The 21,821-nt window shown below is 70.1% G+C and carries 18 protein-coding genes; 10 read left to right on the top strand and 8 right to left on the bottom strand.

All coding sequences use genetic code 11. From position 1 onward, the window contains the following. Window positions 1-120: 120 nt before the first annotated feature. Complete coding sequence (locus CRV15_RS32430; RefSeq protein WP_003952829.1) at window positions 121-711, bottom strand: GNAT family N-acetyltransferase; 591 nt, start codon at window positions 709-711, stop codon at window positions 121-123. 123 nt (window positions 712-834) lie between these two features. Between CRV15_RS32430 and CRV15_RS32425 the strand changes: the two genes are divergently transcribed. Together CRV15_RS32425 and CRV15_RS32420 are read left to right on the top strand one after the other, a co-directional pair. Then, window positions 835-1,725, top strand: coding sequence for an alpha/beta fold hydrolase (locus CRV15_RS32425; RefSeq protein ID WP_003963353.1), 891 nt, complete (start codon window positions 835-837; stop codon window positions 1,723-1,725). A gap of 219 nt (window positions 1,726-1,944) precedes the next feature. Further along, a complete protein-coding gene (locus CRV15_RS32420) occupies window positions 1,945-3,027 on the top strand; it encodes a trypsin-like serine peptidase (RefSeq protein ID WP_003963352.1) in 1,083 nt (360 codons plus the stop codon). A gap of 301 nt (window positions 3,028-3,328) precedes the next feature. Here CRV15_RS32420 and CRV15_RS32415 read toward each other — a convergent pair whose 3' ends face one another. Then, window positions 3,329-4,027 carry a ScbR family autoregulator-binding transcription factor gene (locus CRV15_RS32415; protein ID WP_003963351.1) on the bottom strand — a complete coding sequence of 233 codons (699 nt, stop codon included), beginning with the start codon at window positions 4,025-4,027 and terminating at the stop codon, window positions 3,329-3,331. Window positions 4,028-4,137: 110 nt separating this feature from the next. Continuing rightward, on the bottom strand, window positions 4,138-5,535 hold the full coding sequence (locus tag CRV15_RS36160) for a hypothetical protein (protein WP_003963350.1): 1,398 nt from the start codon (window positions 5,533-5,535) through the stop codon (window positions 4,138-4,140). Window positions 5,536-5,843: 308 nt separating this feature from the next. On the opposite strand from CRV15_RS36160, the gene CRV15_RS32400 reads away from it, so the two are divergent. The 5 genes from CRV15_RS32400 (at window position 5,844) to CRV15_RS32380 (ending at window position 11,313) form a co-directional block, all read left to right on the top strand. Continuing rightward, window positions 5,844-6,590: a TetR/AcrR family transcriptional regulator gene (locus CRV15_RS32400; protein WP_003963349.1), complete on the top strand. Its 747-nt coding sequence runs from the start codon at window positions 5,844-5,846 to the stop codon at window positions 6,588-6,590. A gap of 336 nt (window positions 6,591-6,926) precedes the next feature. After that, window positions 6,927-7,544, top strand: a complete 618-nt coding sequence (locus CRV15_RS32395) for a ScbR family autoregulator-binding transcription factor (protein WP_003963348.1) — start codon at window positions 6,927-6,929, stop codon at window positions 7,542-7,544. 648 nt (window positions 7,545-8,192) lie between these two features. Further along, entirely contained in the window at window positions 8,193-9,317 is a 1,125-nt protein-coding gene (locus CRV15_RS32390; RefSeq protein WP_003963347.1) for a bifunctional DNA primase/polymerase, read from the top strand. Window positions 9,318-9,388: 71 nt separating this feature from the next. Next, the gene (locus CRV15_RS32385) at window positions 9,389-10,912 is read left to right on the top strand and encodes a DNA primase family protein (protein ID WP_009999359.1); all 1,524 of its coding nucleotides are present in this window, start codon (window positions 9,389-9,391) and stop codon (window positions 10,910-10,912) included. Next, window positions 10,909-11,313, top strand: a complete 405-nt coding sequence (locus CRV15_RS32380) for a DUF6009 family protein (protein WP_003963345.1) — start codon at window positions 10,909-10,911, stop codon at window positions 11,311-11,313. The genes CRV15_RS32385 and CRV15_RS32380 overlap by 4 nt, the downstream gene beginning before the upstream one ends. Before the next feature lie 605 nt (window positions 11,314-11,918). Here CRV15_RS32380 and CRV15_RS38000 read toward each other — a convergent pair. Together CRV15_RS38000 and CRV15_RS32370 are read right to left on the bottom strand one after the other, a co-directional pair. Further along, complete coding sequence (locus tag CRV15_RS38000) at window positions 11,919-13,487, bottom strand: DUF2637 domain-containing protein (RefSeq protein WP_372461444.1); 1,569 nt, start codon at window positions 13,485-13,487, stop codon at window positions 11,919-11,921. A gap of 13 nt (window positions 13,488-13,500) precedes the next feature. Then, window positions 13,501-13,764 (bottom strand): hypothetical protein, encoded by a 264-nt coding sequence (locus tag CRV15_RS32370; RefSeq protein WP_003953052.1) that lies wholly within the window; start codon window positions 13,762-13,764, stop codon window positions 13,501-13,503. 441 nt (window positions 13,765-14,205) lie between these two features. Here CRV15_RS32370 and CRV15_RS32365 point away from each other — a divergent pair, with 441 nt between their 5' ends. From CRV15_RS32365 to CRV15_RS32355, 3 genes are all read left to right on the top strand, one after another. Beyond that, window positions 14,206-15,465, top strand: coding sequence for an AAA family ATPase (locus CRV15_RS32365; protein WP_003953054.1), 1,260 nt, complete (start codon window positions 14,206-14,208; stop codon window positions 15,463-15,465). Then, a complete protein-coding gene (locus tag CRV15_RS32360; RefSeq protein WP_003953055.1) occupies window positions 15,462-16,904 on the top strand; it encodes a ParB/RepB/Spo0J family partition protein in 1,443 nt (480 codons plus the stop codon). The genes CRV15_RS32365 and CRV15_RS32360 overlap by 4 nt, the downstream gene beginning before the upstream one ends. A gap of 411 nt (window positions 16,905-17,315) precedes the next feature. Continuing rightward, window positions 17,316-18,950 (top strand): serine hydrolase domain-containing protein, encoded by a 1,635-nt coding sequence (locus CRV15_RS32355; RefSeq protein WP_003963342.1) that lies wholly within the window; start codon window positions 17,316-17,318, stop codon window positions 18,948-18,950. Window positions 18,951-19,083: 133 nt separating this feature from the next. On the opposite strand, the gene CRV15_RS32350 is transcribed toward CRV15_RS32355, so the two are convergent. From CRV15_RS32350 to CRV15_RS32340, 3 genes are all read right to left on the bottom strand, one after another. Continuing rightward, complete coding sequence (locus CRV15_RS32350) at window positions 19,084-19,959, bottom strand: class I SAM-dependent methyltransferase (protein ID WP_003963340.1); 876 nt, start codon at window positions 19,957-19,959, stop codon at window positions 19,084-19,086. A 289-nt stretch (window positions 19,960-20,248) separates the two neighbouring features. Beyond that, window positions 20,249-20,695, bottom strand: coding sequence for a helix-turn-helix domain-containing protein (locus CRV15_RS32345; RefSeq protein ID WP_003953058.1), 447 nt, complete (start codon window positions 20,693-20,695; stop codon window positions 20,249-20,251). Further along, a complete protein-coding gene (locus CRV15_RS32340; RefSeq protein WP_003963339.1) occupies window positions 20,692-21,420 on the bottom strand; it encodes a hypothetical protein in 729 nt (242 codons plus the stop codon). Before CRV15_RS32340 ends, CRV15_RS32345 begins: the two co-directional genes overlap by 4 nt. Window positions 21,421-21,821 lie beyond the last annotated feature (401 nt).

Raw genomic sequence — 21,821 nt, 5'->3', positions numbered from 1 at the left:
CGCGCCACAGGGGTGCGCGTCGGAGTCCGCCCGGGCCCGGCACCGCTATCGGCGCGTGATAGGCGTCCCGCGGGTCGCGCGGACCCGGTGCCAGACGCCGAACGCGGCCCGGACCCGGTGTCAGACGCCGAACGCGGCGGGGTACTGGATGGTGCCCGTCGCCGCGGGGCGCCCGGGATCGAGCGTGAGCGCCATCATCGCCTCGTCCGGTACGTCGAACGGGGCGCGGATGCCGAAGCCGGACGCCGGGGCGAACCCGAACCGCGGGTAGTAGCCGGGATGTCCGAGGACGACCACGGTGTTCTCGCCGAGCGCGCGGGCCGCGTCCAGGGCGGCGCGCACGGCGGCCGTACCGGCGCCCTGTCCCTGGTACTCGGGGAGGACCGCGCAGGGGGCGAGGGCGAGCGCCGGTTCCGTGCCGACGCGGCAGCGGGTGAGCAGCGCGTGTCCGGCGGCCCGGCCGTCGGGGGCCACGGCGAGCAGCGACAGTCCGTCGATCCACGCCTCACGGTCCGCGCGGAGCGCTTCGACGAGGTCGGCTTCCAGCGCGGTGGGGAACGCGGCGAGGTTGATCGCGCGTACGGCGGGGATGTCGTCAGCGGTCTCGGGGCGGGTGGTCCAGGCGGTGCGCCCGGTGTCGACGTCGTTCTCGGTGTCGTCGACGTCGGCGTTCTCAGCGTGCTTGCTGTGCTCGGTGTGCTCGGCGTTCATGGGTGCCACGGTAACGCGGGCCCCAGCGGCACAGCGGCGCCACCCACCTCTCATGCGATACGATACGTCTCGTCTTGCCAGTGGGGGTGGAGAACCCGACGCCCCCCGACCCGAGGAGCACCCATGGAACGCTTCGTCGACGCGGCACCCGGCATCCGCCTGTGGACCGAGGAGCGCGGCGACCCCGACGCCTCCCCGCTGCTGCTGATCATGGGGGCGCAGGCGCCCGGCCTCGGCTGGCCGGAGGAGTTCGTGGACCTGCTCGCCACCCGCCATCGCGTGATCCGTTACGACCATCGCGACACGGGCCGCTCCACCTGGTCGTTCGAGGAACGGCCCTACCCCGTGACCGCGCTGGCACAGGACGCCGTCGCGGTCCTGGACGGCCTCGGTGTGGAACGTGCGCACATCGTGGGCATGTCCCTGGGCGGCATGCTCGCCCAACTCCTCGTCGCCGACCGCCCCGAGCGGCTGCTCAGCGCCACCCTGATCGGCACCTGCGCGCTCAGTTCCACCCCGTACACCCGTCCGGACGGGACGCGGACCCCGCCCGGCGCGCTGCCCGGGATCGACCCCCGGGTGCTGGAGCTGTGGTCCCGCCCCGTCCCGGAGGAGGGGCTCACGGCCGAGCTCGACCGGCGGGTCGAGCACTGGCGGGTGCTGAACGGCGATCAGCTCCCCTTCGACGAGGACGCCGTCCGGGCCCGGGAACGGGTGATCGTCGAGCACACCGGGCACCACCGCCCCGGCACCGCGCACCGCCGGGCCGACCCCTCCGGCATGGACCGTACGGAGCGACTCGCACGGGCCGACGTCCCCACACTCTCGATCTCCGGTCCGGCCGAACCCGTGTTCCCGCCGCCGCACGCCCACCACATCGCCCAGGTGATCCGGGGTGCCCGGGTCGTCGAGGTCCCGGGGCTGGGGCACGCACTCCCCCGCCAGGTGCACGCCCCGCTCGCCGCCGCGATCCTCGATCACACCGCCGGTGACGCCCTGGCGACGCTGTTGTGACGCTCCATCACGACCTGGGACAACGACCGGTATGCGACTCTCTCCGGCCGTCCGGGGACCCTCGGCACCCCTGCCACTGGCGAGAAGTGAGGCTGCTTGACCCCGTCGGAATTCATTGACTTCTTCCGCACAGGAGAACGTCGGTCAACGCGATCACTCAGCGCACCCCGCGTCCCTCACCGCCGTCTCCCCAAGCCCCCTCCCGGAAAGGGACCGCTCGTGCGCCGTACCAGACACACCCCCGTCAGACGCACTCTCCTCCCCGCCGCGGCACTCGCCCTGGCCCTCGGCTCCGGCGGCCTCGCGCAGGCGGGGGGCGGCACGGAGGCCGGTCCGCCGGTCGCAGCCACCGCCACCGCCGCGGCCACAACCGCGGCCACGACCGGGACGGCGGCAGCGACCGAGGCGGCTGCCGCCCTGCTGCTGGACGGCACCCGCATCGCCTCCGCGTCCTCCATCACCGCGCTGGAGCGGTACTGGACGTCCGAGCGAATGGCGAAGGCCCTCCCCGCCAGGGCCCGGACGACGGCGGACGACATCTCGGCCGTCTCCCCCGGACGGCAGGAACCGACCGGGAAACCCGGCAGCACGCCACCCGTCCCACCCGCGCAGCACACACGCGACAGCGGTGTGCGAGACGGCGTCCAGGCGGACACGAGCGGCGTCGGCAAGGTCTTCTACACCAGCCCCGCCGACAGCAAGAACTACTTCTGCTCGGCCTCCGCGCTCGGCAGCCCGTCAAAACAGCTCGTCATCACCGCGGCGCACTGCGTCAACGAGGGCGGCACCAACGGCACCCCGGGGCGGTACGTACGGAACTGGGTCTATGTTCCGGCCTTCCACTCGGGGACCCGGCCCCACGGCACCTTCCAGGCGAAGGAGTTCCGCGCGTTCAGCGAGTGGGTGGCCAGGGGCGATCTCCAGTACGACATCGCCATGGTGACCACCCACCCCCTCAACGGGCGCAAGCTGATCGATGTCACCGGCGGAAACGGGCTGAGCTGGAACCAGGACCACCGGCAGAGGGTGACGGTCACCGGGTACTCGTACGACCACGACACCGCTCGGACCCAGCGGTCCTGCCCGGGAACCGCCTCCCCCGTCGGCGCCCCGGACCGGCGGGTGGAGATCCGGTGCGCGATGCGGGGCGGCGGTGCCCCCTGGCTGCGCAACCCGGTCGCATCGGGGCTCGGCCATGTCAACGGTGTGGTGAGCACCCTGGTGAACGAGGGCTGGAACCGCAGCTCGTACTTCGGTGAGTACGTCAAGGCGATGTGGGACACCCAGGGCAGCCGTACCTGATCATCCGGCGGACGACCTCACTCGACGAGCAGCCACCCGACGACCGACCAACCCGACGAGCAACCAACCCGGTGAACGGCCCATCCGGTGAACGGCCCGGCTCCCTTCCCGGGAGCCGGGCCTCGGCCATGCCGCGGCCACGCCGCACCCGGACGCGGCGGCCCGTACCGCCGTGACGACGACAACGGACGGGCCACCGCCCGCCGGTGAGCGGCATTCCACCGTACGGGGCGAAGGCCGCTCCAGGCCCGCTGACAGGGCCCACGCCACCCGAATGGCCCCATGCATGACCCCGGATTCCTCACACACCGACCGTGTACCCGGCGCCCTCGTCCTGCTCCTGGCTCGCTCGCATGACCCGCTCGTACACGAGCGCCCCCCGGTCCGTCGAGAAGTCCAGCCGCGCCAGCACGGAGGGGACGGCCAGCGCGGGCATCAGATTCCGATACATGTCGGACATCCGCTCGGCCAGGTCCTGGCGGTCCGTCATGATCCGCGACAGCACCTGGACTCCGGTGTAACAGCCGGCGAAGAGCCGGGAGACGCTGTCCAGATCGGCGTGGGGCAGGACCTCCCCGTTCTTCCGCGCCTCGCTGAACAGCCCGAGGCTGTGATCGATCCAGCCCTGCATCGGCACCCGCCGGTCGAGATTGTCCTTGGAGGAGCCCTGGTCCACGGTGAGCCGGATGCTCCCCTGGATGATCGGGTCACCGTGCTCCCCGGTGAGGAGATGGGCGAGGAGCATGCCCTCATCGATCGCCTCCTGGAGCTTGAGGCCCTGCGGAGGGACCGGCGGCAGGGCCGCGACCTGCTCCGCGAGGACCGCTTGGGCCAACTCCTCCTTCGAACCGAAGTGGAAGTAGAGCGCCCCCTTGGTCAGCCCCGACTGGTCGAGGATGTCGGAGATGGTCGCCGCCTCGTAGCCCACCTGGTCGAAGACGCTGGCAGCCACGACCAGGATCTTCCTCCGCGTCCGGATGGCTCGCTCCTGCCGCGCCATGAGGCACCTCCTTACCGCCGCCGCCCGGCGCAGAAAAGAAACCGAAGGGTCTGAATGACAGCACTCGTCACTATATGTTATATATGATCACTCTCTGCCATCGCAGCTTTTCACGATGGGCGGGAGAGATCAACGGCAGGCCGAAATCTACCGCCAAGTCGAGAAAACCCGGGCCCTGGTTTTCCCTGGCCGAACGGCGGCCCCTGCCGGACGGGAAGATCCGGTCGAACGGGCGGACCGAAGCGCGCCGTACGGGCGAGGACCGGGCGCCCACCCGCCGGGCGCCTGTCCGCCGAACGGGCCACCTCCGCACGGGCGTTCACCGGACGGACGGCCGCCGGACGGACCACGGCGGCCCGGCCGTGAGCGGAACGCTGATCGGCACCGGCGGGCGGGACGACCCGGGCCCGGAAGGCGGTCGGGGCCGCCGTCCGCGGAACGGGCCGGGCGGCGGGAGGGCGGGAGGCGAGCACCGGCAGGACCGGCGAGTGCAGGGGCACCTGTGCCGGGACCGGGACCGGCCCGGAGGGCACCGCCGTGGAGCCGATGACCACAGCGGGAACCGAAACCGAAACCCGGACCGGCACCGGCACGGGCACCCGGACCGGCACAGACACCGGCACCGGCACCGGCACCGGACGGAGCGTCGGTTCCGGGCCCCGCGCCGAGCGGACCCGCTCCCGTGTCAGCAGGGCCAGACCGCCCGCCACCACCGCTCCGGCACCCAGCGCGAGGACCGGGCCCAGTGCCCCGTACCGGAAGCTCTCGCCGAAGAACGCCATCCCGATACCGGCCGCCACCACGGGGTTGACCACGGTCACCACCGCCAGCGGCGCCGCCAGACCCGCGCCCCGGTAGGAGGTTTGGGAGGCCACCGTCCCGGCCGCCGCGAGGCCGAGTATCACGACCCCGGCGAGGAGCGCCCCGGCCGTCTCCCCCGCCGCCCAGTCGACCGCCGCCGCCTTGGTGAAGACGGAGCTGACGCCGTACGCCGCACCCGCGGCGCAGGCGAACAGCGCGCTCCGGACCACCGGGTGGCGGCGGGCGGCACGGGCGGCGGCGGCCAGGGCGGCCACGGCGGCGAACGAGGCGCAGGCCAGCGGCAGCCGGTCGGCGGTGGCGAGGGAGCCGGTACCCGCCGAGCCGGTCAGCGCGAGCAGTCCGGCCAGGCCCGCGGTCGCCATCGCCGCGCCCCGCCGGGCCGCGGCCCCGGGCCGCCGTCCCGCGGAGAGGGCCACCAGCGGGAGGGCGAAGACGATGGTGAGCGCGCCGAGCGGCTGGACGACGCTGAGCGGTCCGTAGGCCAGCGCGACCACATGGAGCAGGGCGCCGATGCCGTTCAGCCCGTTCGCCGTCCACCAGCCGGGGGTGCGCAGCGCGGCGGCGAGTCCTTCGGGAGAGGTGGCGGCCACGCGCTCCTGGACGATCGCGCCGCCCGCGTAGGCGACGGCGGAGACGAGCGAGAGCAGGACCGACACTGCCAGGCCGCTGGTGGGGTCGATGGTCACGTCCGCCCTCTTCTCGCTCGGCTTCTCACTGCGCCCGCGCTCGCGTCTGCGCTCACGTCCTCTTCGCCGCGTCCTCTCGAACGCTGTCGCTCAGGTCGAGCCTCGGGGCGCGCGCCTGAGGGCCGCTGTAGGGGTGGCTCAAGGAACGCTTTAGGGGGAACTGCTCGCGGGCCGCCGCTCCGTCCGCCGTCGTGACGCGGCAGCGCGTGAACACCGTACCGAGAGTGCGAACACTGTTCGCATATTTTGACTGTGTACGCTGAATGCGTATGGCGTGCGCTACGGTGGGGAGGAGAAGAGGAGGTCCAATGCCCGTCGACTCCCAGCAGATCCCATCGGTGTGGGCCCGCCCCCGGACCCGGCGGGAGCAGCCGGCCCTGAGCCGTGAGCAGATCGTGTCCGAGGCCGTCCGGCTGCTGGACGCCGAAGGCATCGACGCCCTGAGCATGCGCAAGCTCGGCACCCGGCTCGGCGCCGGAGCCACCTCGCTCTACCGCCATGTCGCCAACAAGGACGAGCTGATCGAGCTGGTCGTCGACGAGGTCTACGGCGAACTGGACGTGGCGGACGCCGACCGGGCGCCCGACTGGCGGGCGAAGGCGACGCTGCGCGCGCACGGCATCCGGTCGATGTTCCTCGACCACCCGTGGATCGTGTCGGTCCTCGGCGAGATGGGCGTCGCCTATCTGGGGCCCAACATGCTGCGGCTCTCGGACCGGATGCTCGCGATGTTCGAGTCCGCGGGCTTCCCCCTGGACGAGGCGGACAACGCGGTGCGCATGGTCTTCGCGTACGTCACCGGCATGACCACGAGCGAGGCCGCGTGGCTGACGATGCTGGCGCGCAGCGGTCAGAGCGAGCAGGACTGGGCTCGGCGGCTGTGGCCCGCCGCCGAGCAGGCCACGCGGGACCACCCACGGCTCCAGCAGACATACGCCACCAATCGGGACAAAGATCCGACCGCGTTGCGCGAGCAGAACTTCGGCTACGGCCTGGACCGGATTCTCGACGGCCTGGAGGCGCGGCTCAACCAGCTGAGGAGTTCCGCCTCCTAGCCGCACACCCGGGCCTGCCCCGCGGTTTTCGCCATGGGCCGGTTCCGTCGGCAGACATCCCCCTGCCACGGAACCGGCCCGTCCGCGTCCACTGCCCCTCTCCCCCACCGCACCGCCACCTCCCACCGCCGCTTCTCCCCGCCGCTGGAGCACCACCGTTGAAACACGACCGTTGAAACACCGCCGCTGGAGCACCACCGTTGGAACACCGCCGCTGAGGCCCTGTCACCGCGTGGGCCCGCCCGGCGGACCGCGCCCTGCCGGGCCCGCCCTGCCCGTAGGCTTTTTCCGCCGACGGACGGTCCGGCCGCCGGAAGATCCCCTCGGGAGCAAGGCATGCCAAAGCAGGATCGGGCGGTGCGGACGCGCGCGGCGCTCATACGGTCGGCGGCCACGCTGTTCGACCGCGACGGATACGACGGCACATCCCTCGTCAGGGTGAGCCGCGCCGCGGGCATCTCGCTCGGCGCGCTCACGTTCCACTTCTCCACCAAGGGCGACCTGGCCGACGCCGTCATCCGCGAGGGCCACGCCCTGACCCGGGCAGCGCTGCGGCGGCTGACGACCCGCCCGGGGCCCCCGCTGGAGACCGTTGTCGAACTGACCCTGGAGCTGGCCCGGCTGCTGGAGGAGGAGATCCCCGTGCGCTGCGCGCTGCGGCTGGCCCGGGAGCGGGCGGGCAGCGGGACGGCGGAGCCCGGCTGCTGGTCGGAGATCTGGCTCCCCGACGTGCGGGAGCTGCTGGCCCGGGCGCACGCGGACGGGCAGCTCCGGCCGGGCATCCGGCCGTCGGACGTCATCACCCTGGTCGAGTTTCTGACGGCGGGCGCCGAGGCCCAGTCGCGGGGGCTTCCCCGGGACGCGAAGGCCGTGGACCGGCTGGCGGACGCCTGGCGGCTGGCGCTGGCCGGTGTGTCCGGCGCGCCCGGGGAGGCCGAGATCCCCACCGGCTGACGACACGCCCGGACGAGCGGGTGGAAATCGCCCCCGCCACGGAACGGAACGCCCCGTTTCGTCGTGCTCCTCGGTGGAGGGTGCTTGCCACGCCGTGCGGGCGGGTCCCTCGACAAAGAAAACGAATGGGTTTTATTTTAAGGGAATTACCGCCCGGCCCGGGCGGAGCCGCGCCACGCAGCAGGGAAGATCGCCATCGGGCAGAGACCGCGCCCGGTCGTCGCACCGCACCGCCTTGCCCTGCGGCTGCCGCGGGGTCGACCACGCACGCCCGGGGGACACAAGGCATGCCCGTCATCAGTGACCGCCGTCCGCCCAGCGGCTGCCGGGGCCCCGTTCCCACAGCCGCGAACAGCCCCGTCCCCGGCTCCGGAGAGGCCCTCGGCAACCGGCCCTGCGGCGGCGCGCCGTCCCCCGCACGGCGCACGGAGGGCCCCTGCGCACCGCCGGTCTGATCATCTGCCGCACGGACCGTCTCCCCGTCCGGGCTTCCTCGTTGTACGCGCCAGGGCACGTTTCCGGGTCCCCCGGGACGCCTTCGCCGCCCCGCCGTTCCGGGAACCTGCCGGAACCGCGGAAGGCGGTCGGTTAGCCTGTGCTGAACATATCTGTGAAGTTGAGTCGCTTCAGTCGCTGAAAGGAACCTCGATGCCCCCTGACCTGGGGATTCCTAACAGCGACTCAGCCCTGGGCGAGTCGGGTACCACCTCGGCCGCACCGTGGGCGAGCCCGCTGGAGACCGCGTTGTGGTGCGCCGCCCAGGGCTGGCCTGTGCACCCCCTGGCCCCGGGACGCAAGACCCCGGCGCCCAACTGCGGCGATTGCAGGGACCGGCCGCACCCGCCGCAGGAGTGCGACTGCATCCCCGCCGGGCGCTGGTGCCACGGCTTCCACGCCGCCACCACCGACCCCGCCCTTATCACCGCGTGGTGGACCCGACAGCCCCGTTTCGGCGTCGGCGTGGCCTGTGGCCCGGCCGGACTCGTCGTCATCGACGTGGACGCCCACCCCGCCCCACTGCCCACCCCGGACCGGCTGCTGCCGGGAATCCACATCCCCGAGTCCGTCTGTCTCGACGGGCTCCGCCACGGCTTCCACAGCCTTGCCGTGCTCGCGGCGCTGCGCGGCCGTCCCGACCCCAGCCAGGACGAGTCCACCCTCCGGGTGCGCACCCCGTCAGGAGGACTCCATCTCTGGTACACCGCCCGCCCCGGGCAGGAGTGGCGCTGCTCGACCGGCTCCGGTGTGAACCGCGCACTGGCCTGGCAGGTCGACGTCCGCGCCCACGGCGGTTACATCATCGCGCCGGGGACCCGTACCGCATCCGGCCGGTACACCGCCTGTGGGCCCGTGCGGCGGCCCGCGCCGCTGCCCGACTGGCTCGCCGCCGAGCTGGAACGCACCGGGCACCGGCCCGTACCACCGCACCCGCGCACCGCGACCCCCGTACCGTCCCGGGCCTGGGCCGCCGTGAACGCGGCGCGCGGTGGCCGGGACTCGGCGGCCCGGGTGCTCGCCACCGTCCTGACCGCCGTGACGGAGTGCGCGGCGGTCCCCCAGGGCGCGGGCTTCACCGAGAAGCTCAACCGCGCCGCCTTCACCGCCGGTGGACTGGTGGGTGCCGGACGGATGGCCGCTGACGCCGCCGAGGCCGCGCTGCTCGCCGCCGCCATGCACGCCCGCCCGGGACAGGAGCGCCGTTGTCTCGCGATCATCCGCAGCGGTATGAGCGCGGGCAGCAGGCGGCCACTCGACTTGGGAGAACGCAGGTGAACGACGCCCCCACCTCTCAAGGGTCCACGGAGGCAACCCGGGCCCCGGCCCGCACGGCCGGGGATTCCGCCGTGGGGTCCGTGCGGGACCCGGCGCAGCCGCAGGCGGGCCTGTTCGACCCGGTCGAGGTCGCCCGTCAGATCATCCTGGGCTCCCCCGGCGGCGTCCCCGCACAGGCCGCCCCCGGACCGGACGCCCCCGCCGCCGCCAGCGAGCACGGCGTGCTCCCCGACAGCCTCAGCGACCGCGGCAACGCCAAGCTGTTCGTCTCGCTGTACGGGCGGGACTTCCGGCATGTCCCCGGCCTCGGCTGGTACCGGTGGAACAAGTACCGCTGGGACCTCGACGAGGACGACGGTGTGATGTGGGCGGCCGGCGAGATGGCCGAAATGCTCGCCGAGACCGACATCCGGGGCCGGTTCACGGACAGCGCGCTGCGCCGCCACCGGCGCCGGGCCCTGTCCACGGCCGGGATCAAGGCGATGCTGGCACAGGCGAAGGCCGCGCCCGGCATGGTGCTCAGCCCCTCGATGCTGGACGCCGACCCGTACGCGCTGTGCACCCCCGAGGGGGTCATCGACCTCACCACGGGGGCGGTGACCCCTCCGGACCCGGAGAAGCACTACCACTCCCGCTCCACCAGCGTGGCCGCCCGTCCCCGGGCGACGCCGCGCTGGAAGCGTTTCCTCGCGGACTGCTTCGGCGACGACGCCGAGGGCGAGGAGATGATCGACTTCCTGCATGAGCTGCTGGGGTACTCGATCACCGGCGATGTCGGCGCCCAGGTGCTGCCGTTCCTCTACGGACAGGGCAAGAACGGCAAGAGCGTGCTGCTCGACGTCATGGTCAAGCTGCTGGGCGACTACGCGGACGCCGCGCCTCCGGGCTTCCTCATGGCCCGCCCGTTCGAGGGACACCCCACGGACCTCGCCGAGCTGCACGGCCGCCGCATCATCGTGTGCTCGGAGCTGAAGCCCGGCGACCGCTTCGACGAGGCCCGCGTCAAGCTGCTCACCGGCGGCGACCGGATCAAGGCCCGCCGGATGCGGCAGGACTTCTTCAGCTTCGGTCCCACGCACAAGCTCTGGCTGCTGGGCAACCACCGCCCGGAGGTCGGGACCGGCGGCTACGCGTTCTGGCGGCGCATGAAGCTGCTCCCGTTCGAACGGGTCGTGGACGACGACCGCAAGGTGGACAACCTCGCAGATGTCTTGGTAACGGAGGAAGGCCCGGGCATCCTGAACTGGTTGGTGGAGGGCTCCCGGCGGTATCTCACAGGTCCACGGGACCTGACGGGGCCCGAGCGGGTGCGTACCGCCACGACCGCGTACGCGGAGACGGAGGACCACACAGGACGTTTTCTGTCCGAGTGCTGCACCGTGGGGCCGTCGATGCGCGCGGAACAAACCTTGCTCTACGCGAGCTACAGGGACTGGTGTCAGTTGGAAGGAGCCAACCCCGCGACCTCCCGCGCCTTCGCGGCCCGGGTGCGGGACACTGTCGGCATCTCCTCCCCGAAGGAGATGATTCTGTCCAACCAGCGCAAGTTCTACCCGGGGATCGGGCTTAACGCCGAAATGGGAGAAATGTCATGAGCGCCCTCATCGAGCCCACACAGCTGGCCCATGAGGTCGAGCTGGTGTGGCTGGAAGACATCGAACCCTTGGACTATGTGCGCCAGAGCCTGGACCGGCTCCCGACCCGCCGGGGCAGGCCCGCGTACCACCGGGACGGACGGATGGTCGGATACGCCGTCCTCGGCCCCAAGGCGCGCTCGTCCAGGGCTTCGGGGACCTTCCTGAGAAGGGTCTTCTGGCTGCTCCCGCACGACCGCGACGGACGGCCCGACGGGCTGTACACCTCGGGTGCCCCGTCGGAGGCGGTGGACCCGAGGACCATCAAGCCCGGCATCAAGGGGTACAAGACCCAGCGGTCGGAGGGCGGCCCGGAGTCGGCCGCGATGCGCGAGCTGGGGATAACGCTCCCGATCAGCTGACCCGCCTGCGAGGCGGCGAGAGGCCCGGCGGGCGGGGTGGCGGACCCCCGGGGGCGGGCTCGCGCGGGCAGCGACCGAACAGCGACTGAAGTACGAGGGCTCTCCCGGCCCGCGCACGGCCGGGGGAGCCCTCCGGCGTGTCCGGGGGCCTCAGCGACTGAACTGAGACTCAACGACAGCGACCCTGACCCTTTCGGTCGCTGCTTCAGTCTCAGAGTAAAGTACCAGGTCAGAGCCTTGTTTTTGACCCATCAGCGACTGAAGCGACTCAGCGACCGGGTCTATAAGACATTTCCCGCGCGTTTGCATGTGTGTGTGCGTGCGTTATTCACGTTATAGATACAGTCGCTGAGTCGCTTCAGTCGCTGTTTGGGGTTGAATACCCCCTCTGACCAGGCATTTAGTCCTGAGACTGAAGCAGCGACCGAAGAGTCGCTCAGTCGCTGCCCTTCGGTCGCTGCTCTGCGCCCCGAACCCCTGATCCCCCGAAAAAGCTCTCAGCGCCTGTCTGAGCGCCTGAACCCCCACCCCCGGTATCTGGAGCCGGGCGGCGGTTTACCGCCGCCCCAGCCCCCCTCCAGGGCTTTCTGGAGGGCATTGCAGGATCAGCGCCGGGAGACCCATCGGTCGCTGCCGACGGTGACCTTCCCCTCCGCCGGGGTGACGCGGTGCACCTGGTGCACCCGCACCGCCGACGCGGGAACGGCCTGGCCCGCGTGCGCCTGACGGGCCGTCCGGCCCACCGGGGAGACCGGCTCGCGCACGACCTCCGCCGCGCCGACGACGACAGACTCCGGCCCCGCGGGCCGGCCACCGCCCCGACGGGCCTCCCCCGCCTCCTGGGCGGTGTTCTCAGCGTTCTCAGCGCTCACGGCGTTCACTGTGGGCTCAGCGTTCCTTGCGTTGCCGAGGCTTCCGGCTGCTCCGGAGGCCCCGGTGCAGCCGGCCTTCTCACCGCTCCCGCTGTCCCCGGCGGACTGGGACTCCTGCGGCCCCATATACACCTGGAACTTTCCCTTCCGTAGTTCCGTTTCGGACAACTCGACCATGCAGCGGCCCTGGCGGCGCAGAACCCGGCCCCGGTGCCGGGCCGACGGTGTCGGCAGCGGCGGGCGGACCAGGGTGATCAGCCGCACGAGCTGGTGAAAGCAGGTGAGTGCCGCCAACGAGGGAAGGGCCGCCGCCGCGATGTCAGGCAGTGTTCTCGGCGCTTGGGTCACACAGAGCACTGTTGCCACACCAGTGAAAAGCAAAACCACCAGCCACGAGTGCAGCGCACGCCGACGGTGCAGCGCGGCCCGCAGGATCGACAGCGACGCCACCGTCCAGGGCCCGTACACCAACAGCGGCCACCAGCCGATCAGACCGGGTGCCGTCCGGGCCGCGGCGACATTCCGCAACGGTTCCAGGGCGACCAGTCCGCCGAACACACTGACCATCGAGACGAGTACCGCGGCGAGTACCGCGATGAGGAAGCTGAGCGCCCGCGCGATGACAAAGCGTCGTCCGCGGGGGCTCGACCACCACTTCCGCTTCTTGCGACGGCCCGCGGCCGGTCGTCTGCGCCGGGGTACGGCGGGTGCGGGCTCGGTCTCGAAGACCTCCTCGTCCTCCTCGGTGGAGCCCTCGGGGTCATCCCCGTCCTCGAACCCCTCCTCGAACTCCAAGGACCCGGGCGACCCGACGCCCTCCGCAGGTCCGGCGACGTCCCCGTACCCCATGGACTCCGGGTAGTGCTGGGCACCCCCGAAGCCGTCGGAGCCGAAGAACCCCTCCGCTGCTACGGGGCGGTGGACCGTACCGTTGTCCACCGCCCCGGCCGCCTGGGCGTTCCGCAGCATCTGCTGAAGCTCCGCCGTCGGGTCCCATGTGGGGTCCCACCCGGAGGCCAGGCTGTCTGTCCCCACAGGCCCCATGTGCTGCGCATAGCCCATAGGACTCATATGGCTCATGGGGTCCACAGGAACGAAGGGACCCGCTCCGTTGGGGACGAAAGGGCCTGTTCCGTTCATGGGCATCTGGCCCATGGGGTGGAACTGCCCCAGCGGCATGTCGTGCGGGAGCGGATTACCCGGGTGGACCCCGTCCCAGCCGGGGTAGCCACCGGGGTGGCCCCCCTGCGGGGTGGGCCCGTACGCGGGGTAGGTGCCGTACACGGTGTATTCGTCTGACATCACCCCCGGCCCTCTACGCGTCGCCACGCATGGGCACACCGGTGGGCCCGGACAGCCGCCGGAAGTCCGACTGGATCTGCTCCAGCGAGGTCAGTAGTTGCTTCAGAACGGACGAGGAGTACGTCAGCTCGATCCGCTGGCCCTCGTGCTGGAGCGAGGTCCGCCCGGCCGGGGGGTGAGTGGTCCGGGGGACGAGCACCCACTTCCCCAGCCGTGCGGCTTCCGCGCCGACCACCACGCGCCCGGGGGCCAGGGGTGAGGTTTCTGTTTTCGTCATGTCCCGGTTAACGACTGCGTGAAGGGCCGTGAATTGCGGCAAGTGGGCGACGTATGAGCGCCGAATGGGCGTTTTACCAGATGCCCATCGCGTTGTACGACGAACGCATGACCACTCCGGCGTGTCCCCCGTCCGGCTTCCCTCAGGGCTCATGCGCCACTCCCCCGGCCTCTGGCCACCGGCCCTCCGTGACTCCCCCGGGTCTCCCCCGTACCTCCCGCGCCGGACCGACGATTCCCTGACCCTCTTTTATTACGCCGTAATGTAGCTCGCCCTGAGGGGTCGTTCACCCTTTCATCCCACTCGTCCATTTTTGGGTCCCTCGACTGGGCCTCCCCCATCCCCCGATTCTCCGATCGTCACTCCCCCATCCGGCTCAACTTATGGCTTACTAACGTGTCGGTGCTTCACATGATCTTGTGAGTTAGTAAGGTATCCCCCATGACTTCGCCTTCCTCAGGCGACCGGGAAAAGGTCGTCTCCAAACTCCCCACCGCGCTTCAGCAGGATCTGAAGGTCCGTACGGCTCAGCACGGCGTCGATATCCAGCACGCGGTCGAGGCGGGCATCACCGCCTGGCGCGGACTGGGCGCCAACCTCTCCCCCATCGAAACCTCCGGCGCCAAGTCCTTCTCCACCTGGCTCCCGCCGGGCCAGTGGGAGGAGTTCCGCCGTGACTGCACCGCACGGGGTGTCTCCCTGGTCCAGGGACTCTCCCAGTCCGTTCAGGTCTGGCTCGACCGTAACCCCGCCCCCGGCATCCAGCGCCCCGCCGTGGTCAAGCGGTTCATCGTCTGCAACCAGAAGGGCGGCGTCGGCAAGACCGCCGTCACCGCCGGGACCGGCGAGGCCCTGGCCGAGGACGCGGGCCGACTCCACCCGGTCCGGGTCTCCAAGTATCTCGCGACCGCCCGCGCGGGTATCGAGGGAGGTCCGGCACTGGCCCCCGAGGACGATCCGCTGGAGTTCGAGGATCTCCCGGGCCTCGGGCTGCGGGTCCTCCTGGTCGACTTCGACCCCCAGTGCCATCTGACGAAGCAACTCGGACACGACCCCCTCCCCCTTGAAGGCGACAGCCTCACCAAGCACATGGCGGGCGAGGGCAAGGCCGAGCTGAGCGAGCTGATCGTCACCGTGGCGGACGACCGCTTCGGCGACCGCCTCCACCTCCTCCCCGCCTGCACCGACGCTTTCCTCCTGGACGTCAAGCTCTCCGGTGTCCGCGCCCGTGAAGCCGCCCTGGAAAGGGCGCTCGCCCCGCTGGAGGACGAGTACGACGCCATCCTCGTCGACTGCCCGCCGAGCCTCGGCCTCAGCATGGACGCTGCGGCGTACTACGGACGCCGCCGCCCCAACGAGCCCTCCGGCAACTCGGGTGTCCTGGTCGTCGTCCAGGCCGAGGACAGCTCCGCCGACGCCTACGGTCTGCTGACCTCCCAGATCGAGGATCTCCGCAGCGATATGGCACTGGAGCTGGACTACCTGGGCATCGTCGTCAACCACTACGACGCGCGCCGCGGCTACATCGCCACATCCTCGCTCCAGAACTGGATGGAGATAAAAGATCCGCGCGTTGTGGGCCTCATCGGGGATCTGAAGGAACAGAAGGAAGCCGTCCGGGTGAAGCAGCCCCTGCTCGCCTATGCCCCGCGCTCCGCCCAGGCCGTGGCCCTGCGTGCCCTTGCCCGGGAGATCTCATGAGCAAGGCGTCCAAGCTGGGCACGGGTTCCTCGTTCCAGCAGGCCCAGCGAGCGTCGATCAGCCCCCGGCGGCAGGCGATCGACGCCGCCACCAAGGCCCCCACCGCGGGTGCACTCCCCCCGGTGGAACTGTCCGTCGACGTCATCAGCCTCAACCCCGCCAATCCGCGCACCGAGCTGGGAGATCTCTCCCAGCTCGCCGGAAGCATGCGGGACCACGGACAGAAGACCGCGATCAGCATCATGTCCCGGTTCTCCTATGTAGAGGGGAACCCGGACCACGAGGACGAGCTGGAGCCCGACACCAAGTACGTCGTCATCGACGGCAACTCCCGGCTGGCCGCCGCCCGTGAGGCCGGCCTCAGCACCATCAAGGTGATGCTGGACGAGGGGCTGGGCAGCAACCCCGACGAAATACTGGAATCGGCGCTGGTGGCCAACATCCACCGGCAGGACCTGGACCATCTGGACGAGGCGCGCGCCCTGGAGCAACTGCTCAAGGTGCATGGGACCCAGGAGGCCTTGGCCGCGCGACTGCACCGGTCCCAGGGCTGGGTCTCGCAGCGGCTCGCCCTGCTGACGCTGACCCCGGAGCTCCAGCGGAAGCTGGAGACGGGGGAGGAGCCCGCCGAACTGCTGCGGAGGGTGGGCCGGAAGGACCCGGCCGAGCAGGAGGAGCACCTTCGGCTGCTGAAGGAGAAGCGGGCTCGGGTCGCCGAGGAGCGGGCTGCGGCCGTGGCTCGGGCGGAGGCAGCGACGGAGCAGCAGGAGAAGGCGCCGGAGACACCCGTAGTACCGGAGGCCCGGCCGGCGGAGCCCACGTCGAGTGGCGTCACGGATCTCGGGGAGATTCCGCAGGTTCAGTCGCTCCAGTCGCTTCAGTCGCTCGCTCCGGTCGAGAGGACGGAGAAGGCCGGGGGGAACGAGGAGCAGCAGCCTGCCGGAGAATCCCGAGGTGGGGGAGTCGCCGAGGAGTCCGTTCCAGCTTCGGGCCAAGCCTCGGTGCCGCATCCGGCGGGCGGTGTTCCGGACGGTCTTCCGGACGGACTTCATTACGGCGTAATGAAGACGGACCGCCGGGAGGCCGAGCCCCCGCGGGCTTCCGCCGAGTCCGCCCGGTCCGCCCTGTCGGCTGAGGCAGTCGAACCTGTCGGAGAGTCGGCCGGGGACCCGGGTGGGGAGCTCATCGGGGAGCCGGGTGGGGAGCCCGTACCGTCCGAGTCGTCGGACAAGCCCCGGCAGATCAAGATGCCCTGGGGCGACGGCGCCGCCAGCATGGACATCATCTTCGCGAAGGTCTTCGCCTCCGAGCGGCATCGGATGATCGGCCGCTATCTGGAACTCCTCGGCGGACCCGAAGCCTTCGTCGCCGATCTCATCGAGGCCAGCAGCCCGGAGTACCGCAGCCGGGTCGCCGAGCTGCTGCTGAAGGACATGTAGCAGCGCCCGGACCGGACCGCCTTATTACGCCGTAATAATCGGGGCCCGGGGAGCGAGAGCTAAGACTCTCCCTCCCCGGGCCCGGCTTCATTACGGCGTAATAATCGACGCCCTGGTTTCGGAGGCATGGGTGGGCCCGAACCGGGGGAGCGGGTGGGGACCGGGGGAGTGTCATGGACGGCCGCCCCGCGGCCCTGTGGGGGAGCGGACCGGACCGGTCTTCATTACGCCGTAATATCCGGGCCCGCCGAGGACCCGGCGCCCCGCAGTATTACGCCGTAATAAAGGCCCTACCAGGACACTGTTCACTCTTGCGTACAACGTTCGCTTTACGTACGATGTTCCGCCAGATATACACCGTACGATGATCGTGCGGCGGCCCACTGGTTCCGGACCGACGAGGAATGAACCATGCACACGCCGACAAATGAGAACCGGTACGAGTACTCCGGCTGGAGCGGCACTGGCACTGGCAGTAGCGGCAGCGGTAACAGCGGCGGAAGTACCGGCGGCAGCGGCAGGGGCGGCGTTCATGGCAGCGTGCCCTGGCGGTTCGGTCTGCCCATCCCTCGTGCCGGCCGAACGGAGCAGGGCGGGCCATGCCGGGAGGAGTCCGGGGGAGACGCCCGCGAGGGCAGGTACACACCCCCCGATCTGACGCACTGGCAGTCCCGTCTCGACACCCTGCGCGCCGAGTGCCGGGTGCCGGGAGCCTCGCTCGCGATCCTTGTCGGTGGACGGATCTCCACCTTGGTCAGCGGCGTACTGCACCGGGAGACGGGGTCACCGGTGACGCATGACTCCGTCTTCCCTCTCGGTTCCCTCGCCAAGATCTATACGGCCACACTGGTGACCCAGCTCGTGGATACGCGGGAACTCCGCCTGGATACAACCGTCGTGGACATCCTGCCGGAGTTCGCCACCGCCGATCCCGAGGCCACCCGCAGAATCACCGTCCGTCAACTTCTCTCCCACACCAGTGGACTTGCCTGCGATCTCCCTCATGACCAGGGCCAGGAGGACGACTGTCTCGCCCGCCATGTGGCGAAGCTCCGGGAGGTGGCCCTCGACTTCCGGCCCGGTACGGCACTCTCGTACAGCAGCACCGGCTATGTCGTGCTCGGCCGTATCGTCGAGGTGATCACCGGTACCACCTGGGACACCGCTCTGCGCGAGAGGCTGCTGATCCCGCTGGGGCTCGACCATACGGTGACACTCCCCGAGGAGGCCGTGTGCTTTCCGGTGGCGACAGGACATCTCCCTGATGGGCCCGACCAGTGCCCGGTGCCCGTTCCGCAGGGGGACAGGACACCGCGTTCCGCCGGTCCGGCGGGGCGGGTCATCGCCACCGCCGCCGATGTGCTCCGGCTGGCCCGGATGCATCTCGACGGCGGTACGGCACCCGGGGGTACCCGGGTGATGTCCGTCAACGCGGTCGCCGCGATGCAGCACCGGGAGACCGGGGTGCCCGATCAGTGGACGGTCGGCGCCGATGGCTGGGGTTTGGGCTGGACCCTGTACGACTGGGACGGCATCCCCGGCTTCGGCCATGACGGTGCGTCAGCCGGACAGTACGCGTTTCTCCGGGTGGTCCCGGAGAACGGGGTGGCGGTCGCGCTGCTGACCAATGGGGGAGAGGCCCGGCGGTTGTCGGCGGCGCTCTGCGGAGAACTCCTCGACGAGCTGTCCGGTGTGGTCCTGCCGGAACCCTTCGCCCCCGCCGCCGAGCCCCCGACCGTCGACCTCGCCCCATTGCTGGGGACCTATCGACGGGCGGGAACCGTCATCACCGTGACGGGGGAGAGTGCTCCGGGGCGGCTGGTGCATGAGTTCTCCCCCGGGGTGCCGGGCTCCCCCGTTCCACGCGAGATGGAACTGATCCCGGTGACGGACACCGTCTTCGCGGGCCGGGACATCGAGCTGACGACGGGGGAGTGGCTGCCGGTGGTCTTCTCCGCCCTCGCCGATGGGACCCGCTGTATCCATGTCGGTATGCGTATGGCCACCCGACAGCCCGGAGCCTCGGCGCGGATTATTACGCCGTAATGGGACTGGAGAGATACGTGTTACTGGAGTGGCTGAACGTGGCGCCAAGTGGCATCAAACCCCCCACAGAAAAGCCCCGGTCTGCCGCTGTTGGAGCGGGCAGACCGGGGCTGCTGGTCGCTGGAGGGCCGGGTCAGTTCGCCGGGACGGGCGGCTTGCGCAGCAGCAGCATGAAGAAGCGGGTCTTCCGGGCGGTGATGTTCCGTGCCTCTGGGAGCCCTGCCATCAGCAGCTCCGTGAATTCCGCGCCAAAGCGTCGGGTGAACTCCTCCCGGCGGTCGTGGCAGACCAGCTCCAGCACATTCATCGTCATCGCCAGGTTCGCCGACAGGTCCTTCAGCTCCAGGGTCTCGAAGCCGGCCCGGGTGATCAGCTCAAAGAACTCCGGCAGCCACAGCGGAGTGTTGGCGGCGAGCATCGTGTCGAGCGAAGTGGCCTCGGCCTCGGTGAGCGGGTTGGTGAGGACAGACTCCAGAAGCAGGAAGTCCCCGCCGGGACGCAGCACGCGGTACGCCTCGCGCAGGGCCTTCGCCCGGTCCATGTGGCACAGGCTCTCGATCGCCCAGGCGCTGTCGAAGGACTCGTCCTCGTAGGGCAGGTGCATGGCGTCGGCGTGTTCGAAGACCAGGCGGTCACTCAGGTCGTGGGTCTCGGCGAGCCGGTTTGCGTGCTCAATCTGGACCTTGCTGATGGCGACACCTGTGACCTTGGCGCCGCGCTGCTGGGACAGCCGGAGGGCCGAGCGCCCCGTGCCGCAGCCGATGTCCAGAACATGCTGGTCGGCGTGGGGGTCCAAGGTCTTGATGAGGTAGTCGGTGAACCGGTCCTGGGCCTCCGAGGACAAGGAGACCAGATCCACGCGGGCGGGGTGCGGCTCGTCCGGCGGGAACCACAGCCCGCAGTGGATGCTCTCGCCGAGGGTCTGGTGGTAGATGTCTCCGAACTGGTCGTACCAGGCTCCGACCTGCGCGGCTGTCACCCTGAGTTCACCAGCTAATTCTTGCGGCACGGCGCGTTCCTTCCAGAACGACGGCCTCCTGCTCGCCGAAGGGAGGAGGCTATGGGGATGGCGGCAACGCGGCAGCGTGGGGGAGAGGGTTCCGTCCCCTGCCGCGAGTGACGAGCAGAATCCATCACCCCGGCCCGGACGCCAAACCGCCCCCGGTACGTGCAGTCGTTTCAAGACAAACGAACTACTCTCGCCGGGGCCATCCCGTTCCACGGCGTCGAGCACCGCACACCCACCCCGAGGCGCTACCCGGCGCCGGGGCGGGGAAAGGTAGGTGGGGGAGGGGGTGTCAGGAAACGGCGCGGAAGATCTGACGCCGTCTCTCGTCGTCCTTCCGCCGTCGCTTCTCGGCGAGTTGATCCTGATAGGCCGTGACGGCGCTCTTGTACCGCTCGACGAAGTCGGGCGCGTTCAGACGCTGTTCCGACGGCATGGCCCGGACCGCCGCAACCGCGTCCTCCGGCGAGAGATAGCCCGCGAGCATCGGATTGATCTGGTAGATGCCCGCACGCTGCTTCTTCACCAGCTGCGCCAGATCCAGATCACGCAGCGCCGCGTTCACCGCGGCCCGGCTCAGGCCCAGGAGCTGGGCGATCGTCACCTGATCGATCTCGATGCGTCCACCGGGCTCGCTGTGCGCCCTCAGCTTCAGCAGCACCCGGTACGCGGCAGGCAGCAGATCGAGATCGGCGACGACCCCTTCCGCGTTGACGGCGGCGAAATGCAGACCGCTCACTGTTCTCTCCCCTTCTCCCGCTCCCTGGCCCGCAGGCGGCGGCGTCGGGCCCGCTCTTCCGAACGTTCTGCCCTCAGTCGCTCGATCTCCTCGCGCATTTTCTCCAACGAGGGGAAACGCACCAACTCGGGCAGAGTCTGGTCTGAACGGATGCTGTTGATGGTGGTGTGCTGGTCCACTTTGACGTATTCGGCGGGCGTCGTCTCGGTTCCCGGGATGAACTCCGCCACCCGATAGCTGTAGGGCGGGTTGAACTGGTAGACACCACGCTTCACCTTGAACACGATGCCGTGGTACATGATCTCGCTCAAGGTCTGGTTCACCTTGGTACGGGATGCGTCCAGGACCGTCGCCATCTCCTCCTGCGTCAGATGGATCCGCCCGCCCGCGCGCTGGCAGGCGATCAGCAGCAGAATCATCCGCAGCGGCAGAGCTTCCCGGAAGAACTGGGCGATGACGAGGAAGAACTCCAGGCTGTCCATGGAAAACGCGTTCGGCTGCTCAGGCGTTCCGTAGAACTCCAGCGGCTTGCGCTCGCCGTCGAGCGTCAGCTTCCGCCCAGGGTAGCGCCGGGCGACGTCGTCCAAGTGCCGGACCGGTCGAAGCGGCTGGTCCCAGGCGTCCGCCGGATCGGTCAGGGGCAGCTCCGGCTGTGGTGGTGCCCCTGGTTTAGGGAACCCGAAGGCGTCCACGCCGGTGTCGCGGTACTGCCGCTCGCTCGACATGACACTGCCCCCCGGTTCGGATCTTCGTTCGGGGGACAGTATGTCATCTCCGCTTGACACCTATGTCGTGTGGGCATGACATGAGGAGGAGATGTGTTCCCCCACGGGGTACATATCTCGCCGCGCGTATCGCGCCGGAAGACTGACCGGAATGCCGTCTACAGCCAGCGTCCGCCCTCGGAGCGCCCGCTGACGGCACATCTCCCCACCCATGTCGCCTCCAGTTGACATAGAGACCGCTCAATGTCGCCTGGGGTTGACATTGCCCGCTTTGTGGTGTCACCTCTGCTTGACATTGAGACCTCGTTATGTCCCCTCAGGAGGGACACACCGCAGCGGATATGTTCCTCCTGGAGTAACACATCACGCCAATGACACCCCCTCTGACCTGCGGTTTTGTT

The sequence above is a fragment of the Streptomyces clavuligerus genome, from assembly GCF_005519465.1.
GTDB classification, from domain to species: Bacteria; Actinomycetota; Actinomycetes; order Streptomycetales; family Streptomycetaceae; genus Streptomyces; species Streptomyces clavuligerus.
Note: the sequence above shows the minus strand (reverse complement) of the source record. Positions and strands in the feature narration are given on the sequence as shown.

Coding starts and splice junctions, on each gene's coding strand:
- CRV15_RS32430 (WP_003952829.1), bottom strand. CDS start 711: ATGAACGCCGAGCACACCGAGCACAGCAAGCACGCTGAGAACGCCGAC.
- CRV15_RS32425 (WP_003963353.1), top strand. CDS start 835: ATGGAACGCTTCGTCGACGCGGCACCCGGCATCCGCCTGTGGACCGAG.
- CRV15_RS32415 (WP_003963351.1), bottom strand. CDS start 4,027: ATGGCGCGGCAGGAGCGAGCCATCCGGACGCGGAGGAAGATCCTGGTC.
- CRV15_RS32400 (WP_003963349.1), top strand. CDS start 5,844: ATGCCCGTCGACTCCCAGCAGATCCCATCGGTGTGGGCCCGCCCCCGG.
- CRV15_RS32395 (WP_003963348.1), top strand. CDS start 6,927: ATGCCAAAGCAGGATCGGGCGGTGCGGACGCGCGCGGCGCTCATACGG.
- CRV15_RS32390 (WP_003963347.1), top strand. CDS start 8,193: ATGCCCCCTGACCTGGGGATTCCTAACAGCGACTCAGCCCTGGGCGAG.
- CRV15_RS32380 (WP_003963345.1), top strand. CDS start 10,909: ATGAGCGCCCTCATCGAGCCCACACAGCTGGCCCATGAGGTCGAGCTG.
- CRV15_RS38000 (WP_372461444.1), bottom strand. CDS start 13,487: ATGTCAGACGAATACACCGTGTACGGCACCTACCCCGCGTACGGGCCC.
- CRV15_RS32370 (WP_003953052.1), bottom strand. CDS start 13,764: ATGACGAAAACAGAAACCTCACCCCTGGCCCCCGGGCGCGTGGTGGTC.
- CRV15_RS32365 (WP_003953054.1), top strand. CDS start 14,206: ATGACTTCGCCTTCCTCAGGCGACCGGGAAAAGGTCGTCTCCAAACTC.
- CRV15_RS32360 (WP_003953055.1), top strand. CDS start 15,462: ATGAGCAAGGCGTCCAAGCTGGGCACGGGTTCCTCGTTCCAGCAGGCC.
- CRV15_RS32355 (WP_003963342.1), top strand. CDS start 17,316: ATGCACACGCCGACAAATGAGAACCGGTACGAGTACTCCGGCTGGAGC.
- CRV15_RS32340 (WP_003963339.1), bottom strand. CDS start 21,420: ATGTCGAGCGAGCGGCAGTACCGCGACACCGGCGTGGACGCCTTCGGG.